Raw genomic sequence first — 17,575 nt, 5'->3', positions numbered from 1 at the left:
CGCGAGCAACAGGTTGATCTGCCTTCATGGTACGTAGCGCATGCCGAACGGGTGATACCGCGGTGTCGCTTCTGTAACCGCCGGTAACGAATCGTCGGACCATTGCCGCGCTGCATCGCGACGGATTTCATCTGAGGGATGAGGGGGCTGGTCGGCGCGTTATTCGTCGTGCTCATATCGATAGCCGATTTGCGTTTTTGCCGCGCATCGACGCGTCGGTAGAATTCGCGGACCTCTCGAACGGCATGCATGTGCCGCGGGAATATTCCCTCCAATCATTCGGGGTCCGCACCATGAAATTCCTTCGCTCCATCCTGGTCGTCGCCATGCTGCAGGCCGTTTCGGTCACGAGCGCACTGGCTGCCGACGACCTGTCGCAGATCAAGTCGTCCGGCGTGTTCCGGGTCGGTACCGAAGGCACGTACGCGCCGTTCACGTACCACGACGAAACCGGCAAGCTGACGGGCTTCGACGTCGACATCGCGACCGCGATCGCACAGCGCCTCGGCGTGAAGCCGCAGTTCGTCGAAGGCAAGTGGGACGGGCTGATCGCCGGCCTCGACGTGAACCGCTACGACGCGGTCGTCAACGAAGTGTCGATCACCGACGCGCGCAAGGCGAAATACGATTTCTCGACGCCGTACATCACGTCGCGCGCGGTGCTGATCGTGCGCGCCGACAACACGACGATCCGCTCGTTCGACGACCTCAAGGGCAAGAAATCCGCGAACACGCTGACCAGCAATTTCGGCAAGCTCGCGGCCGCGCACGGCGCGGACGTCGTGCCCGTGCAGGGCTTCAACGAATCGATCGACCTGCTGAGCTCGGGGCGCGTCGACGCGACGATCAACGATTCGCTGTCGTACCTCGATTTCCGCAAGCACAAGCCGGACGCGAAGCTGAAGATCGCGGCGACCGACACGGGTGGCGCGAGCGACGCATCGGGCGTGCTGCTGCGCAAGGGCAGCCCCGCGCTGGTGGCCGCGATCGACAAGGCGCTCGCGGACATCAAGGCCGACGGCACCTACGCGAAGATCTCGCAGAAGTATTTCGGCCGCGACGTGTCGCAGCCGTGATGCGAGGCTGAACGATGCCGGCCTGGCTTCATCTGATGGCGGAATCGCTGCGGCCCCTGCTCGTCGCGGGGCTCGTGTTCACGGTGCCGCTCACGCTCGCGTCGTTCGCGATCGGCCTGTTGCTCGCCTTCGGCGCAGCGCTCACGCGGTTGTTCGGGCCGCGCTGGGCGCAGGCCGCCGTGCGTTTCTACATCTGGCTGTTTCGCGGTTCGCCGCTGCTCGTGCAGCTGTTCGTGATCTTCTATGGCCTGCCGAGCGTCGGCATCGTGCTCGATCCGCTGACGGCCGCCGTGATCGGCTTCTCGCTGAACGTCGGCGCGTACAACGCCGAGGTGATTCGCGGCGTAATCGAATCGATTCCGAAGGGGCAGTGGGAGGCCGCGTACTCGATGGCGATGACGCGCCCGCAGGCGCTGCGTCGCGCAATCCTGCCGCAGGCCGCGCGCGTCGCGCTGCCCGCACTGTCGAATTCGTTCATTTCGCTCGTGAAGGACACGTCGCTCGCGGCCGTGCTGACCGTGCCGGAGATCTTCCAGGCCGCGCAGCGGATCGCGGCCGTGACCTACGAGCCGATGATTCTCTATACGGAAGCCGCACTGATCTATCTGCTGCTCAGCTCGGTGCTGTCCACGCTGCAGCGTCGCCTCGAAATCCGTTTCGGCCGCCACGCGCTGTTCCAGGCGGAGTGGCGATGATCCGGCTCGAACGCATCGACAAGTCGTTCGGCTCGCATCGCGTGTTGCACGGGATCGACCTCGCGTTGCAACCCGGCAGCGTGACGGCGCTGATCGGGCCGTCCGGCAGCGGCAAGAGTACGCTGCTGCGTTGCGTGAACCTGCTCGAAGTGCCCGAGGCGGGCACGCTGACGGTCGGCGACGCACGCATCGACTTCTCGCCGGCGCAGCGGCCGGCGCGCGACGCCGTGTTCGCAGTGCGGCGCCAGACCGGCATGGTGTTCCAGAACTTCCAGCTGTTTCCGCATCTGAGCGTCGTGCAGAACGTGATGGAAGGGCTCGTCACCGTGCAGCGCTGGCCGCGCGAACGGGCCCGCGAACGCGCGCTCGCGCTGCTGGAGAAGGTCGGCATCGCGGACAAGGCCGACGCATGGCCCGGCACGCTGTCGGGCGGCCAGCAGCAACGCGTCGCGATTGCGCGCGCGCTTGCGCCGTCGCCGCAGGTGCTGTTGTGCGACGAGCCGACGTCGGCACTTGATCCGGAGCTGTCCGTCGAAGTGGTCGAGGTGCTGCGCCAGCTCGCACGGGAAGGCACGACGATGCTGATGGCCACCCACGACCTGCGCCTGGCCGCGTCGATCGCGCACGACGCGGTGTTTCTCGCGGAGGGCCGTGTCGTCGAAGCCGGTGCGTCGCGCGACCTGTTCGGCGACCCGCGCGATCCGCGCACCGCGAAGTTCATCTCGACGCTCGCGCAGGGCGTGCCGGTGTTCTGACGCGACCCGCGACGCGGATTACCGGCGGCGTCAACCTTGCCCTGGCCCGTCGAGCACCGCCGCGACGATCGCCTCCGGCGCATCTTCCTGCACCAGGTGGCCCGCGCGCGGCACCCTGATCAGCTGGCCGTGTGCGATACGCTCGGCGAGCGCCTGTCCCTGTTCGAGCGGAATCCACGCGTCGTCCTCGCCCCATACGATGCGCACCGGAAAGTCCGGCGGCGCGTAACGCGCCTCGGCTTCCTCGATGTAGCGCTGGCGCATCTGCGCGATCTGGCGGTAGAACGCGGCCTGACCGTCGGGCGTGAGCCACGGCGCGCGGTAGATCGACAGCGCCTCGTCGCTCAGCGGCCGGGCGACCGCGTTGCCGAGATAGGCCGACACGAGCGCGTGATGCGCGTAAGCAGGCAATCCGGTGAACGCGGCTTCGTGCTGCGCGACATGACGCACGAACGGCGAACCCTGCGGCGCGATCGCGACCGGATTCACGAGCGTGAGATCCGCATAGGCGACGCCGTCGAGGAAGTGCGCGCGCAACACGGTTGCGCCGCCGTAGTCGTGTGCGAGTACGCGGGGGCGTGAGATTGTCCACTCGTCGAGCAGCGCGCCGAACAGCCCGTTCTGGCGGCCGAGCGATACGTCCGCGTCCGGCATGTCGGACTGGCCGTAACCGAGCAGGTCATAGAAGAACACGCGATGACGCCGCGCAAGCCACGGTGCGATCCGGCGCCACACCTGCGACGAAAACGGCGTGCCGTGCACGAGCACGAGCGGCGGCCCTTCGCCGATCGTTCCCCAGGCAATCCGGTGGCCTTCGAATATGAAGCGATTGGCGAGTTCGAGCATCGGCATCTCCGTGCTAACCTGTTTTGGTTGTTAACAGGTTACTCCGGATTATCCGGGTGTGAAACCGAATAGGTGAAAATAAATGGTTACTCGACACGAGCCCGCGCGAGCCGCGCCCGCATGGGGTGCAGCCGATTTCGTCGGCGGCCATCCGGCGCTCGACTTCCTCAACACGGTGGCCGACACGGGCAAGACGCGCGATGCGGACAAGCTCGTCGACTGGCCGGCCGTGCATGCGTGGGCGGAACGATCGGGGCTGCTGGCGCCGGCCGATCTGGCGCGGCTGCTGCGCCATGCGCGGCAGGACGACGCGGACGCGCTGGCGGCGCTGCATCGCTTTCGCGAGGATGCCTACACGGCGATCGCGCACCTGACGGCCGGAGGCGGCGGCACGGCCGGCGCGCGCGCGGCCGGCCGGCTCGCCGTCGCGATTCGCGAGGCGATCGGGCGCAGCGCATTCGATGCGGTCGACGGCCGGTTCGCGTGGCGGCCCGACGCGCGCGCCGCGTCGCGCTGGGTCGATGCGGCCGCACTCGGCTTCGAGCAGTTGCTGCGCAGCGACGATTTCGCGCGCGTGCGGCAGTGCGGCCGGTGCACGTGGTTCTTCGTCGATCGAGGTCGCGGCGTCGGGCGCCGCTGGTGCGACATGCGCACGTGCGGGAATCGCGCGAAGGTGGAGGCGTTCAGGGAGCGGTGACGCGCGCGCCGTACCGGTTGTCGTGCCAGGCGGTGCGCGGCCGGCGCGCGAGCGTCATGGGGAGGTTCCGTGCGACCGATGCTCCGGCCACAGCGTCGCGGCGACGAACAGCCCGGCCGCGAGGAACGGCGCACCGATTGCCAGCAGGATCGCCGTGAGGCCCCAGTGATCCCAGAAGCGGTCGACGACCGCGCTCTCGGGGGTGACGGGGTCGTACAGCACGTTGACCGCTTCGCCTTCCTGCAGGCCCGGATGCGACGACGCCGAGCCCTGCGCGAACGTGATCAGCCGCCCGCTGTCGGTCGTGAACGCGACGATCGCCGAATACAGCGACGTGCGCGAGCGGGCCGACCGCGCATTTTTTGCGATCTCGACGACGTGGCCGGTAGAGCGCGCGTAGTGGTGGACGATCTGCCACTGACGCAGGCCGGTTGCGCCGGCACCGGCGATGAAGCCCGTGCCGATCGTGATCGGAATCAGCACGATCGCGATATCCCAGCGGCGTCGCGCCTGCTTGCGCTCGGCTCGGGTCGGCGGTGCATCGAATTGCATGCGGTGGCGCTTGCCGACGATCAGCAGGGCGCCGATCGCGAACGACGCGACGGCGAGCAGTGCCGACACCGCCGCCGGAAACCAGCGTTGCGCGAAATCGTCGATCAGCGCGGGGCGCTCGGGATGGACGGGGTCGAGCAGGACGTCGACGTTTTCGCCGATGTCGTAGGCAGGGATGGTCGAGGCGGTATTGCCGGCGATCTCGCGGCGCTGACCGTCGTTCGCGAGATACGCGACGATCGGCCGGTACGCGCGCATCGCGTCGCTGTCCTGCACGATACGGACGACCGTGCCCGGCGTGCGGACCAGATGACCGGTCGCCTGGCCGGTCGTGACGGCGAGCACGCCTGCCAGTACGAGCAGCACGGCGCCGAGCGCCAGCGCGACGAGCGCGCCCTTACCCGGCATGGCCGGATCTGGTTCGTGCGTCGCACTGCGGATGCCGGCGTGATCGTGGGAGTGGCGTGTCCCGACGGACTTGCCGATATCGGCGCAACCAGGCTCTCTGAATGGTCGGGTCTCGGTTACATGCTTCCATGTCTGACGTCCCATGTTCTCTCAGTGCCGGCGGGCAAACGGCAGTGCCTGCGCCGGTCGTGTGATATTTGTCGGACGATTCTAGCGGAAACGATGCGGAGCGGGCGTGCGGAGGCGTATTGCGACAGGGCGCGCCACGAATGCGGCGGCGGAAAAGGAAAAAGCCCGGTCAGCTTTCGCTGACCGGGCTTCGGAATTCCTGGTGGGGCGTGAGTGACTCGAACACTCGACCTACGGATTAAGAGTCCGCTGCTCTACCAACTGAGCTAACGCCCCCAACAGAAGAAAGATTATGCACGGGTATTTCGGGTCTTGCAAGCCCTTTCTGCAAATTTCCTGAAAATATTTCGTCACGGCAACGGCGGCTGTCGGTCCGGCATCGAGCGATCGGAGTTTCCGCGCTCCCGGTATGATGACGCCACACGTGTTGCGCGGCGGTCGCGCAACACTTTCTGGGCTTTCGAAGATGGACGAAAACGCAGTCCGCGAATTGCTGGATCGCCTGCTGGCCCCCTGGGTCCGCTCGCTCGGTCTGGTCCCCGTGTCGATCGGCGACGACAGCGTCACGCTGCGCCTGCCGTTTTCCGGCGAATTCCGCCATTCGGGCGGCATCATCTGCGGCCAGGTGTTCACGGCGGCCGCCGACACCGCGATGGTGGTCGCGATCTCGGTCGCGCTCGGCGAGTTCCGGCCGATGACCACCGTATCGCTGAACACGAACTTCATGCGGCCCGTGCGCAAGGGCGACGTGCTCGTCACCGCACGCGTGCTGCGGATGGGTCGCAACCTCGTATTCGGCGAAGTCGAGCTGTTCGACGAGGACGGCAAGATGGCCGTTCACGCGACGTCGACCTACGCGCTCGTCAGCTGAGCGGCGCGATGTTCGACCAGATCGTCTTTGCGGGCGGCGGCAATCGCTGCTGGTGGCAGGCCGGCTTCTGGGACGTCGCCCAGCCGGCGCTCGGCCTGCGCCCGCGCGTGATCACCGGCATTTCGGCCGGCGCGGCGACCGCGTGCATGCTGTATACGCGCGACGCCGCCTGGGTGATGCGCTATTACGAAGAGGCGCTGCGCCACAACCGGAAGAACGCGTACTGGGGCAACTTGTTCGGACGCGAGCCCGTGTTTCCGCATTACCGGATTTACCGTCAGGCGCTGCTCGACATCTATGGCGAGCCGTTCGCGAAGCTGGCCGCGGCGCCGGAGATCCGCATCGGCGTGTCGCACGTGCCGCGCTGGCTCGGCGCGCGCAGCGCGGTGGCCGCCGGCCTCGTCGCGTACAACATCGAGAAGTACGTGCGCAAGACGCTGCACCCGACGCTCGGGCGCACGCTCGGCTTTCGGCCGGAATTCGTGCGCGCGCAGGCCTGCACGCGCGTCGACGATCTCGCCGACCTGATCCTGCAGTCGTCCTGCACGCCGCCGTTCACGCCGGTGCTGCGCCGCGGCGGCTGGCCCGTGCTCGACGGCGGGATGGTCGACAACGTGCCGGTCGACGCGCTCGACCCGACGCCGGGCGACGTGCTGGTGCTGGTCACGCGGCTGTACCCGCGTCCGCAGATGTTCACGGTTGCGCACGGCGAGCAGCGGCGGCTGTACGTCCAGCCGTCGAGCAAGGTGCCGATTTCGAGTTGGGATTACACGAGCCCGTCGCAGATGCGGCATGCGTACGACCTCGGGCGGCGCGACGGCGAGCATTTCCTCACGCGCGTCGGCGCGATGACGGGCGGCCGCGTGGCCGCCTGAAGACGGGAAGCAGGAAAGCGGGGCCGCGCGGCAGGCGCGGCCCGCGGCGCTCAGCGCACGCGGCGCGGCGTCAGTGCTTCCGGGTTGACGACGCTCGACATGTCGCCCTGGTCGAACGCCAGGATGTTCCGGAATGCCGCGCTGAAGTAGAGCTCGTAGCTTTCGCGCTCGACGTAGCCGATGTGCGGCGTGCAGATCACGTTTTCCATCCGCAGCAGGCTGTAGCCCTGCAGGATCGGCTCGCTTTCGAACACGTCAATCGCGACCATCCCCGGGCGGTTGTGCGACAGCGCGTTGACCAGTGCATTTTCCTCGAGCAGTTCGGCGCGGCTCGTGTTGACGAGCAGCGACGTCGGCTTCATCCGCATCAGGTCTTCCTGCTTCACGATCCCGCGCGTGTCGTCATGCATGCGCAGGTGCAGCGACAGCACGTCGCTCTGCTCGAACAGCGCTTCGCGGCTTTCGGCGGCCGTATAGCCGTCGGCGCGCGCGGCCTCGAGCGAATGCTCGCGGCCCCAGATCAGCACGTTCATCCCGAACGCCTTGCCGTAGCCGGCGACGAGCCGGCCGATCTTGCCGTAGCCCCAGATGCCGAGCGTCTGGCCGCGCAGCACCTGGCCGAGGCCGAAGTTCGGCGGCATGGCCGACGTCTTCAGGCCCGACTGTTGCCAGGCGCCCTGCTTCAGGTTCGCGACGTATTGCGGAATGCGGCGCTGGGCGGCCATCACGAGCGCCCAGGTCAGTTCGGCGGGGGCGATCGGCGAGCCCGTGCCTTCGAGCACCGCGATGCCGCGGTCGGTACAGGCTTCGAGATCGATGTGGCTCGAAATGCGGCCGGTCTGGCTGATCATGCGCAGGTTCGGCAGCTTGGCGAGCAGTTGCGACGAAATCGGGGTCCGTTCGCGAATCAGCACGAGTGCCTCGACTTCCGCCAGACGGCTGGCGAGTTGTCCCAGTCCGCGCACCGTATTGTTGAAGACCTTCACGTCGTGGTCGGCAAGCATCTCGAAGCAGTTCAGCTTGCGGACGGCGTCCTGGTAGTCGTCGAGGATGGCAATTTTCATGGTGAGCGGGTGTCGCGCGTTGAAAGCGGCGGTGGCGGCGGCGCACATCGCGCACCCGTCCCGCCCGGCCGGGGCCGACATGATGCTACGTCGGCCGCCTCCATGGTGTCTTTTTAACAGGTTGTTACGCTCCGCCGCAATTGGCGGCAGCCTGACCCGGAGCCGCTTGCGCGGCGGGCGGAAGGGTGCGCTGTTGTGTCGCATCAAATACGTCCTTCCTGATTCGGCCACTTACTCGACGAGGTTCACCCAATTGTTGCTCCAATCAGAATAATTGGATCAACTATCCGCAGAAGCCGAGGATTTTTGACTATTTTTATCGTCAACCACGGCCTTGTTGAGCAACTCTGCATCATTTCCGCTGTCGTAGGAGAATTACGCATTTGCTTCATCTTTTTGAAGTTGTAACAGCGGCAGGAGTCGTTTATGGATCATTTGCAGTCGATGCGCGTGTTCGTCAAGGTTGCAGATCTCGGCAGTTTTGCGCGGGCCGCGAGTGCAATGGATATCTCCAACGCGGTCGCGACGCGTCACGTCGCCGATCTGGAAGGCCGGCTCGGCACGCGTTTGCTGAACCGCACCACGCGCAGCCTTTCCCTGACGGAGTCGGGCCAGGTCTATCTGGAGCGGGCTCGCCAGATCCTCGATGAGCTGGAGGACGTCGAGCAGATGGTCGTTGCGCGCAATCACGAGCCGGTCGGAACGTTGCGCATCGTTGCGCCGGTCGTGTTCGGCCTGCACAACCTCGCGCCCGTGTTGCAGTCGTACACGGAGAATTTCCCGAAAGTGGTGCCGGATCTCACGCTGGTCGACCGGCAGGTCGATCTCGTCGAGGAAGGCTTCGACGTCGGCATCGTCGTCACGCGCCAGATGCGCAGCGCGAGCATCGTCACGCGGCGGCTGACCACCGGTTGCATGACCGTGTGCGCGACGCCGAGCTATCTGGAGAAGCACGGCGTACCGACCCATCCGGAGCATCTCGCCGAGCACCCGAGCTTGAGCCTGCCGACCGAATACTGGGGTGACGAGCGTGTGTTCACGGGGCCGGACGGCGAAGTGCGCGTGCGCCCGACCAACGTGATCGTCGCGAACAACACCGCGATGCTGCGCCAGTTCGCGCTGCTCGGGATGGGGGTCGCGATCCTGCCGAGCTACCTGATCGGCGGCGACATCGCGCGCAGCGCGCTCGTGCGGCTGCTGCCGGATTTCCGGCTGCCGCAGGTCGAGATCAACATCGCTTACCCGAGCCGGCGCCATCTGCCCGCGAAGGTGCGCACGTTCATCGACCACCTCGTCGAGCATTTCAGCCACTCGACCGACGCGACGATGGGCGAGCAATGGGCCGCGCAGAGTCCGGCGCTCGCGCCGATCGGTGTCGAGACGCGTGCCGAGCAGCCGGAGTCGGCCGACCCGAACCTGTCGCCTCGCCTGCCGCGTTCGCCGCGCACGCGCGTCGCGGCACCGTCGCCGCTGTAACGGCGCGACGGCCGGGCGGCGGTTGCCGCCGGCATAAAGAAAAACGCGGATCGAGCAATCGATCCGCGTTTTTTTATGGCTGCCTGCCGGAGCCGGATGCGCCGGGGGAAGCCCCGGCGGCCAGGTCATTACGAGCCGGTCTTGCGTGCCGTCGTTTTGCGAGCGGCCGTCTTGGTCGCGGTCTTGGCGGCGGTCTTGCGAGCCGGTGCCGGTTTCTCTTCGGCGCCTTCCGTCACGGTTTCGGCATCCTTCGTCGCTGATTTTGCCGTCTTCTTCGCGGCAGCGGCCTTCGGCTCCTTCTTCTCGAACTCGAAGCCGATCTTGCCGTCAGGCTGCTTCACGAGGAAGGCCTTGAAGTTGCGGCCCGTGCGCGACGACTTGAAGTTCGGCAGCAGATCCGTGCGGCCGTCGGCAAGCAGCTTGCCCATCTGCTCGCGCGTGATTTCCTGCTGCAGGATCACCTTGCCCGAGCGGAAGTCGCAGGTCTTCGGGTTGGCCACCGAGTGCTCGCACACGTAGCTCATCCCGTGCTCGAACACGCGGCCCTTGCACTTCGGGCACGCACCGACCGGCTCCTGCGCGGAGAAGTCGGGTGCTTCGCCTTCCTCGCCGCCCGTGTCCTGGCCGAAGTCGAACTCCAGCTTGTAGTTCTTCGTCTCGTCGTCGAAGGACAGCTTGAGGATCGCCGAGAACGGGCGGCCCATCTTGCTGCGGAAGCCGGACAGCGGGCCGATCGTCTTCTCGCGCAGCAGCTCCTCGACTTCCGCGATCTCGAACTGCCGGCTGCCCGGGATCTTCGAGATCGAGAACTCGCACTTCGTGCACGCGAAGCGGCGGTAGTTTTCCTTCACCTGGCCGCCGCAGTTCGGGCACGGCGTCTCGAGCGTCGCGTAATCGCCGGGGATCGTGTCGGAATCGTATTCCTTCGCACGCTTCACGATCTGCTGCGTCATGCGGGCGATTTCCTGCATGAACGCTTCGCGCCCGAGGTTGCCGCGCTCCATCTGCGACAGCTTGTATTCCCATTCGCCGGTGAGCTCGGGCGCGGTGAGTTCCTTCACACCAAGCCCGCGCAGCAGCGTCATCAGCTGGAATGCCTTCGCGGTCGGGATCAGTTCGCGGCCTTCGCGCACGAGGTACTTCTCGCCGAGCAGCCCTTCGATGATCGCCGCGCGCGTGGCCGGCGTGCCGAGGCCCTTCGCGGCCATCGCCTCGCGCAGTTCGTCGTCCTCGACGAGCTTGCCCGCGCCTTCCATCGCGGACAGCAGCGTCGCTTCCGAGTAGCGTGCGGGCGGCTTCGTGACGAGCGCGACGGCGGCGATTTCGTCCGTCTTCACCTTCTCGTCCTTCTGCACCGGCACGAGGTTCGCATCCGCGCCTTCGGCGTCGCGGCCGTACACCTGGAGCCAGCCCGGCTCGACGAGCACCTTGCCTTCAGTCTTGAAGTGATGGCCGGCGACTTCGGTGATCCGCGTCGTGACGCGGAATTCGGCGGCCGGGAAGAACACGGCGAGGAAGCGCTTCACGACCATGTCGTACAGCTTCTGCTCCGGCTCGGACAGCGACTTCGGCGCCTGCAGCGTCGGGATGATTGCAAAGTGGTCGCTGATCTTCGAGTTGTCGAAGATCCGCTTGTTCGGCTTCACCCAGCCCTTGTCGAGCACCTGCTTCGCATGCGGCAGGTAGTTGTTGCTCTCCTTGAGCATCTCGAGCGTGGACTCGACCGTCGACAGATAGTCTTCCGGCAGTGCGCGCGCGTCGGTACGCGGGTAGGTCAGCACCTTGTGCTTTTCATACAGTGCCTGCGCGAGGCCGAGCGTGTTCTTCGCCGAGAAGCCGAAGCGGCTGTTCGCTTCACGCTGCAGGCTCGTCAGGTCGAACAGCAGCGGCGACAGCTGCGTCGACGGCTTCGATTCCTCGGAGACCGTGCCGATCTGGTCGCGACACGCGGCGACGATCGTTTCGGCAGCCGGCAGGCTCCACAGGCGGGAGTCGCGCTTTTCCGGATCGAATTCGTCGCGCTTGAATTTAGGGTCGTACCACTTGCCTTCGTAGAAGCCCCCCGCGCACGCGAATTCGGCCTTCACTTCCCAGTAGTCGCGCGGGATGAAGCGGCGGATTTTCTCTTCGCGTTCGACGACGATCGACAATGTTGGCGTCTGAACGCGGCCAACTGTCGTCAGGAAGAAGCCGCCGCCCTTGCTGTTGAACGCGGTCATCGCGCGGGTGCCGTTGATCCCGACGAGCCAGTCGGCTTCCGAGCGGCAGCGTGCGGCGTCGGCGAGCGGCAGCATGTCCGCGTCGCTGCGCAGGTTCGCGAAGCCGTCGCGGATCGCCTGCGGGGTCATCGACTGCAGCCACAGGCGCTGGACCGGCTGCTTCGCTTTCGCGTGCTGCGCGATCAGGCGGAAAATGAGCTCGCCCTCGCGCCCCGCGTCACATGCGTTGATCAGGCGGTCGACGTCCTTGCGCTTCAACAGCTTGGTGAGCACCTTGAGGCGCGACTCGCTTTTTGCGATCGGGTTCAGGTCGAAATGCGGGGGGATAACGGGCAGATGCGCGAAGCTCCATTTCCCACGCTTGACCTCGTACTCTTCCGGGGCGGCGATTTCCAGCAGGTGGCCGACAGCGGACGAAAGGACGAAATCGTCGCTTTCGTAATACTCGTCATGCTTGGTAAAGCCGCCCAAAGCGCGTGCGATGTCGTTCGCGACAGAAGGCTTTTCCGCAATGATCAGTGCTTTGGACATGACAGGTGTGTGTTGGTAGACCGGGTTCGCCGGTTGTGGGTCCCTTTTACGACCGCTTTATAGCACACGCCGCAGCGATGGCGGCTCGGCGTGCAAAAAGCGGCTCATCATAGAGGGGGGCTGCAACGGCGGCAAGCGCCCGGCGCGGCGGGGCGCGCAAATGTGCGCGAAACCACCGGGCCGGCTCGCGAATTCAGGCTTCGACGGCCAGGATGTTGCGCAATTTCGGTGCGTGCGGCGCACCGGGTACCGCGCTCAGGTCGGACAGCATCCGCTCGACGATCGCCGCATGCGGCAGCACCGTGCCGAAGAAGCGGGCGGTGTGGGTATCTTCGATCAGGATCGTCGGGAAGTTCTCGACGTCGAGATCGTCGAGCTGGTCGGCATGCGTTTCGATGTCGATCCAGGCGAAGCAGGCGTCCGGATGCGCGTCGGCGAGCTGGTCGAAGGCCGTCCGGTAATCGCGGCACGTGCCGCACCACTCGGCGCACAGGCAGGCGACGAGCAACGTGCCGGGATCGGCGAGGCGCTCGGCGATCCGATCCGCATCGGTGTCGAGATTCAGCGCGGGCATGGGTTTCCTTGGATATCGTCGGCGGCCAGGCCGCCCCTATGCGGGGGAATGTAGCACGCCGTGCACGGGCGGGGTGCGTGCTGCGTCAAGCCGTGCGAAGCGTCCGCCGGGGACGCTGGCGACGCGGCCGGCCAGTTCCAGCGCAAGCAGCGCGCGGTGCAGCACGTCGTCAGGCAGGCCGCTGTGCTCGGCGAGCCATTCGTAGGTGACGGGGCCGTATCCCAATGCGGCAAGCACGGCCTGTTCGGATGGGGTGGCGGGCAGCGGTGGCGCCGGCGACGGTGCTTCGTCTCGGGCGGGCGCGGTGGCCGGAACGGCGTCGCCGGTTTGGATAACACCGGTAGCGGCACGCTGAACGGCGGCTTCGGTTTCGCGGAGGTCGCCGGTGTCCGCGCACGGATGCCCGGAACACGCCGCACCGCCTGCCACGCCGGCTTTCGATTCGCCCAGCCCGTATTCCTCGAGTACATCGAGCGGCGCCGCCGTCAGCTTCGCGCCGTCGCGGATCAATGCGTGGCAGCCCTGTGCGAGCGGCGCATGGATCGAGCCCGGCATCGCGAACACATCGCGCCCCAGTTCGTTCGCGAGCCGCGCGGTGATCAGCGAGCCGGAGCGCGGCGCGGCCTCGACGACGAGCGCGCCGACCGCGAGCGCGGCGATCAGCCGGTTGCGCTGCGGGAAGTGGGCGGCGCGGGCCGGCGTGCCGAGCGGCCATTCCGACACGATCGCGCCGTGCGCGGCGATCTCGTGGGCGAGTGCGCGGTGCCGCGCCGGATAGACGAGATCGGCGCCGGTCGCGATCACCGCGACCGTGCCCGACCGGCCGTCGAGCCCGCCACGATGTGCGGCGGCGTCGATCCCGAGCGCGAGGCCCGACACGATCGGCAGTCCGGCATCGGACAGTTCGCGTGCGAAGCGCGTTGCGTCGGCGAGCCCCTGCGGCGTGGCGTGACGGCTGCCGACCACGGCGAGACTGCGCGCGTGCAGCAGGTCGAGCCGGCCCTTTACATATAGCAGCAGCGGCGGATCGTGCAGGTCGCGCAGCCGTGGCGGGTAGGCCGGATCGTTCAGCGTGACGAGTGCGTTGCCCGGCGCATCGAGCCACGCGAGCGCGGCGTCGGTGCGCGCGTCGAGATCGCCGCGCGCGCTTGCGCGCACGGCCAGGGCGGCGGCGGCGCTGGTTACGGCGGCGATGGCGTGGTCGGGCGCACGCAGCAGCGCGTCCGGCGAGCCGAACGCATCGAGCAGTGCCTGCAACACGGCGGGGGTGAGGCTGGGCGCATGCGCGAGCTGTAGCCACGCGCGCACCGCAGAGGTGGTCAGCGCTTGCGGCGACATGAGGCACCCCTCGAATGCGGTGGCCAGCGGACCGCGTGGCGCCATGATAAAATTTTCATCATCCGAAATACTCGACAGGGCCGCGCGCGCAGGCGCCCGGCCAATTGCAGGAGGCGTGATCCGCGGCATTGATTCGCCGCGCGTCCGCCTCATCTTCATTGCATCCCGGCGGCAGCGCCAGCCGGCCGGATGGCCGATGCGGCACGCCGCTCCACCGAATACCGAACGCCATGGCTTTACTCAATATTCTTCATTACCCCGACAAGCGGCTGCACAAGGTCGCGAAGCCCGTCGACAAGGTCGACGACCGGATCCGCAAGCTCGTCGCCGACATGGCCGAGACCATGTATGCGGCGCCGGGCATCGGCCTTGCCGCCACGCAGGTCGACGTGCACGAGCGCGTGATCGTGATCGACGTCTCCGAGGAGAAGAACGAGCTGCGCGCGTTCATCAACCCCGAGATCGTGTGGTCGAGCGATGCAAAGCAGATCTATGAAGAGGGCTGCCTGTCGGTGCCCGGCATCTACGACGAAGTCGAGCGTCCCGATCATGTGCGCGTGCGTGCGCTCAACGAGCAGGGCGAGACGTTCGAGCTCGACTGCGAGGGCCTGCTGGCCGTGTGCGTCCAGCACGAGATGGATCACCTGATGGGGCGCGTGTTCGTCGAATACCTGTCGCCGCTCAAGCAGACGCGCATCAAGACGAAGATGAAGAAACTCGAACGCGCGATGTAACGCGCGTTCGCCCAGCCCGACCCCGAACGCTGTCATGACCCATACGTTGCGCGTAGTTTTTGCCGGCACGCCGGAATTCGCCGCGGCTGCCCTCGCCGCGATCCACGAGGCCGGTTTTCCGGTGCCGCTCGTGCTCACCCAGCCCGATCGCCCTGCCGGGCGCGGGATGAAACTGCAGGCGAGCGCGGTGAAGCGCTACGCGGTCGAGCACGGGATGCCTGTCGCGCAACCGCCGTCGCTGCGCCGCGCGGGCAAGTACCCGGCCGAGGCGGCCGATGCGATCGAGCTGCTGCGCTCGACGCCGCACGACGTGATGGTGGTCGCCGCATACGGCCTGCTGCTGCCGCAGGAAGTGCTCGACATTCCGCGCGACGGCTGCATCAACATTCACGCGTCGCTGCTGCCGCGCTGGCGCGGCGCCGCGCCGATCCACCGCGCGATCGAGGCCGGCGACGCCGAGACGGGCGTCACGCTGATGCAGATGGACATCGGCCTCGACACCGGCGCGATGATCGAGGAAGCGCGCATCGCGATCGCGCCCGACGAGACGACCGCGACGTTGCACGACCGGCTCGCCGCCGAAGGCGCGCGACTGATCGTCGACACGCTCGTGAAGCTCGAGCGCGACGGCGTGCTGCCGGCGACGCCGCAACCGGCCGACGGCGTGACCTATGCGGAAAAGATCGGCAAGCACGAAGCGGCGCTCGACTGGCGCAAGCCGGCCGACGTGCTTGCGCGCCAGGTGCGCGCGTTCGATCCGTTCCCGGGCGGCGTCGCGACGCTCGACGGCGCGGCAATCAAGCTGTGGGCGGCCGAGCCGGTGGCGGTGCGCGGCGACGCGGCGCCCGGCACGATCGTCGAAGCTGCGCCGGAAGGCGTGGTCGTCGCATGCGGCAGCGGTGCGCTGCGCGTCACGCAGTTGCAGAAGCCGGGCGGCAAGCGGCTGCCCGCGCGCGAATTCCTGGCCGGCTCGCCGCTCGCCGCAGGCCAGCGTTTCGCGCTGACCGACGTTGCCTAAAGCGGCCTGACCGCCATCCGACACGGCCTGCCGGGCATGCGCAATCGGCCGGACGGCCGAGTCGCGCGGCGCGGCAGGGGCGCGTAGAATTTCCCTGCGCTCTCCGGTTTCGAGGTTTTCATGTTCGGCATCACCCATTTCGGCTTCTTCGTGCTGGCAGTCTTCCTGCTGAACGTCACGCCCGGCCCCGATACGGCCTATATCGTCGGCCGCAGCGTCGCGCAGGGCCGCGGCGCGGGGTTGATGTCGGCGCTCGGCATTTCGGCCGGCTGTTGCGTTCACGCGCTCGCCTGCGCATTCGGCCTGACCGCGCTGCTCGCGGCGTCGGCTGCCGCATTCACGGTGATCAAGCTGGTCGGCGCCGCCTACCTGATCTACCTGGGCGTGCGGATGATCATCGCGAAGCAGGCGGCCGAGCCGTCGGGCACGGCGGCCACGCAAGCCGCGAAGCCGCTGCGCCAGCTGTTCATGCAGGGCTTCTGGACCAACGTGCTGAACCCGAAGGTCGTGCTGTTCTTCGTGTCGTTCTTCCCGCAGTTCGTGTCGGCCGACAGCCCGCACAAGGCATTGGCGTTCCTGACCCTCGGCGGCGTGTTCGTCGCGATGAGCACGGTGTGGACCAGCCTCGTCGCGTGGGTCGCGGGCAGTGTCACCGCGCGCTTCTCCGGCAAGCCGGGCGTCAAGAAGTGGCTCGACCGCACGGTCGGCAGCGCTTTCGTCGGCCTCGGGCTTCGTCTTGCAACATCGCAACGGTGAGATTGAATTTTTCCGGCAAGACCTTATCTAACAAAACGCTTACAATTTTCCGCCGTGCCCTTTGATGCGCGGCGGGTCCCCTGACGGATAAGGAGTGGGTATGTTCAATTGGGTCAAAACGGCGATGCTGATGGCCGCGATCACGGCCCTGTTCATCGTGATCGGCGGGATGATCGGCGGCTCGCGGGGCATGACGATTGCGCTGCTGTTCGCGCTCGGCATGAATTTCTTCTCTTACTGGTTCTCGGACAAGATGGTGCTGCGCATGTACAACGCGCAGGAAGTCGACGAGAACACGGCGCCGCAGTTCTACCGGATGGTGCGCGAGCTGGCCACGCGCGCGAACCTGCCGATGCCGCGCGTCTACCTGATCAACGAGGATGCGCCGAACGCGTTCGCGACGGGCCGCAACCCCGAGCACGCGGCAGTCGCCGCCACGACGGGCATCCTGCGCGTGCTGTCGGAGCGCGAGATGCGCGGCGTGATGGCGCACGAGCTCGCGCACGTGAAGCACCGCGACATCCTGATCTCGACGATCACCGCGACGATGGCGGGCGCGATCTCGGCCATCGCGAACTTCGCGATGTTCTTCGGCGGGCGCGACGAGAATGGCCGGCCGGTCAACCCGATCGCGGGTATCGCGGTCGCGCTGCTCGCACCGATCGCGGGCGCGTTGATCCAGATGGCGATTTCGCGGGCACGCGAGTTCGAGGCCGACCGCGGCGGCGCGCAGATTTCCGGCGATCCGCAAGCGCTCGCGACCGCGCTCGACAAGATCCATCGCTATGCGGCGGGCATCCCGTTCCAGGCGGCCGAGCAGCATCCGGCCACCGCGCAGATGATGATCATGAACCCGCTGCACGGCGGCGGCCTGCAGAATCTGTTCTCGACGCACCCGGCCACCGAGGAGCGCATCGCGCGCCTGATGGAGATGGCACGTACCGGCCGCTTCGACTAAGCC

Annotated in this window: 17 protein-coding genes and 1 tRNA gene; 11 read left to right on the top strand and 7 right to left on the bottom strand. The window is 66.9% G+C overall.

What is annotated here, in order from left to right; translation table 11 throughout:
* Nucleotides 1-293 precede the first annotated feature (293 nt).
* Genes CFB82_RS17535 through CFB82_RS17525 form a run of 3 tightly spaced genes read left to right on the top strand, consistent with a single transcriptional unit; the run spans nucleotide 294 to nucleotide 2,526 of the window.
* A complete protein-coding gene (locus CFB82_RS17535; RefSeq protein WP_043185191.1) occupies nucleotides 294-1,076 on the top strand; it encodes an amino acid ABC transporter substrate-binding protein in 783 nt (260 codons plus the stop codon).
* A 14-nt stretch (nucleotides 1,077-1,090) separates the two neighbouring features.
* A complete protein-coding gene (locus tag CFB82_RS17530) occupies nucleotides 1,091-1,771 on the top strand; it encodes an amino acid ABC transporter permease (RefSeq protein WP_069249162.1) in 681 nt (226 codons plus the stop codon).
* The gene (locus tag CFB82_RS17525) at nucleotides 1,768-2,526 is read left to right on the top strand and encodes an amino acid ABC transporter ATP-binding protein (RefSeq protein WP_069249394.1); all 759 of its coding nucleotides are present in this window, start codon (nucleotides 1,768-1,770) and stop codon (nucleotides 2,524-2,526) included. Before CFB82_RS17530 ends, CFB82_RS17525 begins: the two co-directional genes overlap by 4 nt.
* Nucleotides 2,527-2,556: 30 nt before the next feature.
* Here the strand turns inward: CFB82_RS17525 and CFB82_RS17520 are convergent, their stop codons facing one another.
* Nucleotides 2,557-3,372, bottom strand: a complete 816-nt coding sequence (locus CFB82_RS17520; RefSeq protein ID WP_069249393.1) for an alpha/beta fold hydrolase — start codon at nucleotides 3,370-3,372, stop codon at nucleotides 2,557-2,559.
* Nucleotides 3,373-3,454: 82 nt separating this feature from the next.
* Between CFB82_RS17520 and CFB82_RS17515 the strand changes: the two genes are divergently transcribed.
* A complete protein-coding gene (locus tag CFB82_RS17515) occupies nucleotides 3,455-4,069 on the top strand; it encodes a CGNR zinc finger domain-containing protein (RefSeq protein WP_089484689.1) in 615 nt (204 codons plus the stop codon).
* A 54-nt stretch (nucleotides 4,070-4,123) separates the two neighbouring features.
* Here the strand turns inward: CFB82_RS17515 and CFB82_RS17510 are convergent, their stop codons facing one another.
* A complete protein-coding gene (locus CFB82_RS17510; protein ID WP_089484688.1) occupies nucleotides 4,124-5,173 on the bottom strand; it encodes a DUF3592 domain-containing protein in 1,050 nt (349 codons plus the stop codon).
* A gap of 185 nt (nucleotides 5,174-5,358) precedes the next feature.
* Nucleotides 5,359-5,434: transfer RNA gene (locus CFB82_RS17505), tRNA-Lys, on the bottom strand.
* 190 nt (nucleotides 5,435-5,624) lie between these two features.
* Here CFB82_RS17505 and CFB82_RS17500 point away from each other — a divergent pair.
* Nucleotides 5,625-6,029, top strand: a complete 405-nt coding sequence (locus CFB82_RS17500; RefSeq protein ID WP_059232891.1) for a PaaI family thioesterase — start codon at nucleotides 5,625-5,627, stop codon at nucleotides 6,027-6,029.
* 8 nt (nucleotides 6,030-6,037) lie between these two features.
* Nucleotides 6,038-6,904 (top strand): patatin-like phospholipase family protein, encoded by an 867-nt coding sequence (locus CFB82_RS17495; protein ID WP_089484687.1) that lies wholly within the window; start codon nucleotides 6,038-6,040, stop codon nucleotides 6,902-6,904.
* Nucleotides 6,905-6,954: 50 nt separating this feature from the next.
* Here the strand turns inward: CFB82_RS17495 and CFB82_RS17490 are convergent, their stop codons facing one another.
* Nucleotides 6,955-7,968, bottom strand: coding sequence for a D-2-hydroxyacid dehydrogenase family protein (locus tag CFB82_RS17490; protein ID WP_011353578.1), 1,014 nt, complete (start codon nucleotides 7,966-7,968; stop codon nucleotides 6,955-6,957).
* A 426-nt stretch (nucleotides 7,969-8,394) separates the two neighbouring features.
* Here CFB82_RS17490 and CFB82_RS17485 point away from each other — a divergent pair, with 426 nt between their 5' ends.
* Nucleotides 8,395-9,444, top strand: a complete 1,050-nt coding sequence (locus CFB82_RS17485; protein WP_089484686.1) for a LysR family transcriptional regulator — start codon at nucleotides 8,395-8,397, stop codon at nucleotides 9,442-9,444.
* 128 nt (nucleotides 9,445-9,572) lie between these two features.
* On the opposite strand, the gene CFB82_RS17480 is transcribed toward CFB82_RS17485, so the two are convergent.
* The 3 genes from CFB82_RS17480 to dprA all read right to left on the bottom strand — a co-directional run bounded on the left by CFB82_RS17480 (nucleotide 9,573) and on the right by dprA (nucleotide 14,151).
* Entirely contained in the window at nucleotides 9,573-12,194 is a 2,622-nt protein-coding gene (locus CFB82_RS17480) for a DNA topoisomerase III (protein WP_069249155.1), read from the bottom strand.
* Nucleotides 12,195-12,387: 193 nt separating this feature from the next.
* Nucleotides 12,388-12,768 (bottom strand): thioredoxin family protein, encoded by a 381-nt coding sequence (locus CFB82_RS17475; RefSeq protein WP_039353754.1) that lies wholly within the window; start codon nucleotides 12,766-12,768, stop codon nucleotides 12,388-12,390.
* A gap of 36 nt (nucleotides 12,769-12,804) precedes the next feature.
* Nucleotides 12,805-14,151, bottom strand: a complete 1,347-nt coding sequence (dprA, locus tag CFB82_RS17470) for a DNA-processing protein DprA (RefSeq protein WP_089484685.1) — start codon at nucleotides 14,149-14,151, stop codon at nucleotides 12,805-12,807.
* A 185-nt stretch (nucleotides 14,152-14,336) separates the two neighbouring features.
* Here dprA and def point away from each other — a divergent pair, with 185 nt between their 5' ends.
* From def to htpX, 4 genes are all read left to right on the top strand, one after another.
* Nucleotides 14,337-14,840 carry a peptide deformylase gene (gene def, locus CFB82_RS17465; protein WP_006477461.1) on the top strand — a complete coding sequence of 168 codons (504 nt, stop codon included), beginning with the start codon at nucleotides 14,337-14,339 and terminating at the stop codon, nucleotides 14,838-14,840.
* Nucleotides 14,841-14,874: 34 nt separating this feature from the next.
* Entirely contained in the window at nucleotides 14,875-15,858 is a 984-nt protein-coding gene (gene fmt, locus CFB82_RS17460) for a methionyl-tRNA formyltransferase (RefSeq protein ID WP_089484684.1), read from the top strand.
* Nucleotides 15,859-15,978: 120 nt separating this feature from the next.
* Nucleotides 15,979-16,614 carry a LysE family translocator gene (locus CFB82_RS17455; protein ID WP_089484683.1) on the top strand — a complete coding sequence of 212 codons (636 nt, stop codon included), beginning with the start codon at nucleotides 15,979-15,981 and terminating at the stop codon, nucleotides 16,612-16,614.
* A 100-nt stretch (nucleotides 16,615-16,714) separates the two neighbouring features.
* Nucleotides 16,715-17,572, top strand: coding sequence for a zinc metalloprotease HtpX (gene htpX, locus CFB82_RS17450; RefSeq protein WP_069249150.1), 858 nt, complete (start codon nucleotides 16,715-16,717; stop codon nucleotides 17,570-17,572).
* The last annotated feature ends 3 nt before the right edge of the window (nucleotides 17,573-17,575 follow it).

The organism is Burkholderia sp. HI2714 (genome assembly GCF_002223085.1).
Lineage (GTDB): Bacteria > Pseudomonadota > Gammaproteobacteria > Burkholderiales > Burkholderiaceae > Burkholderia > Burkholderia lata_D.
The sequence above is the reverse complement of the archived record's forward strand: the minus strand, read 5'-3'. Positions and strand labels throughout refer to the sequence as shown.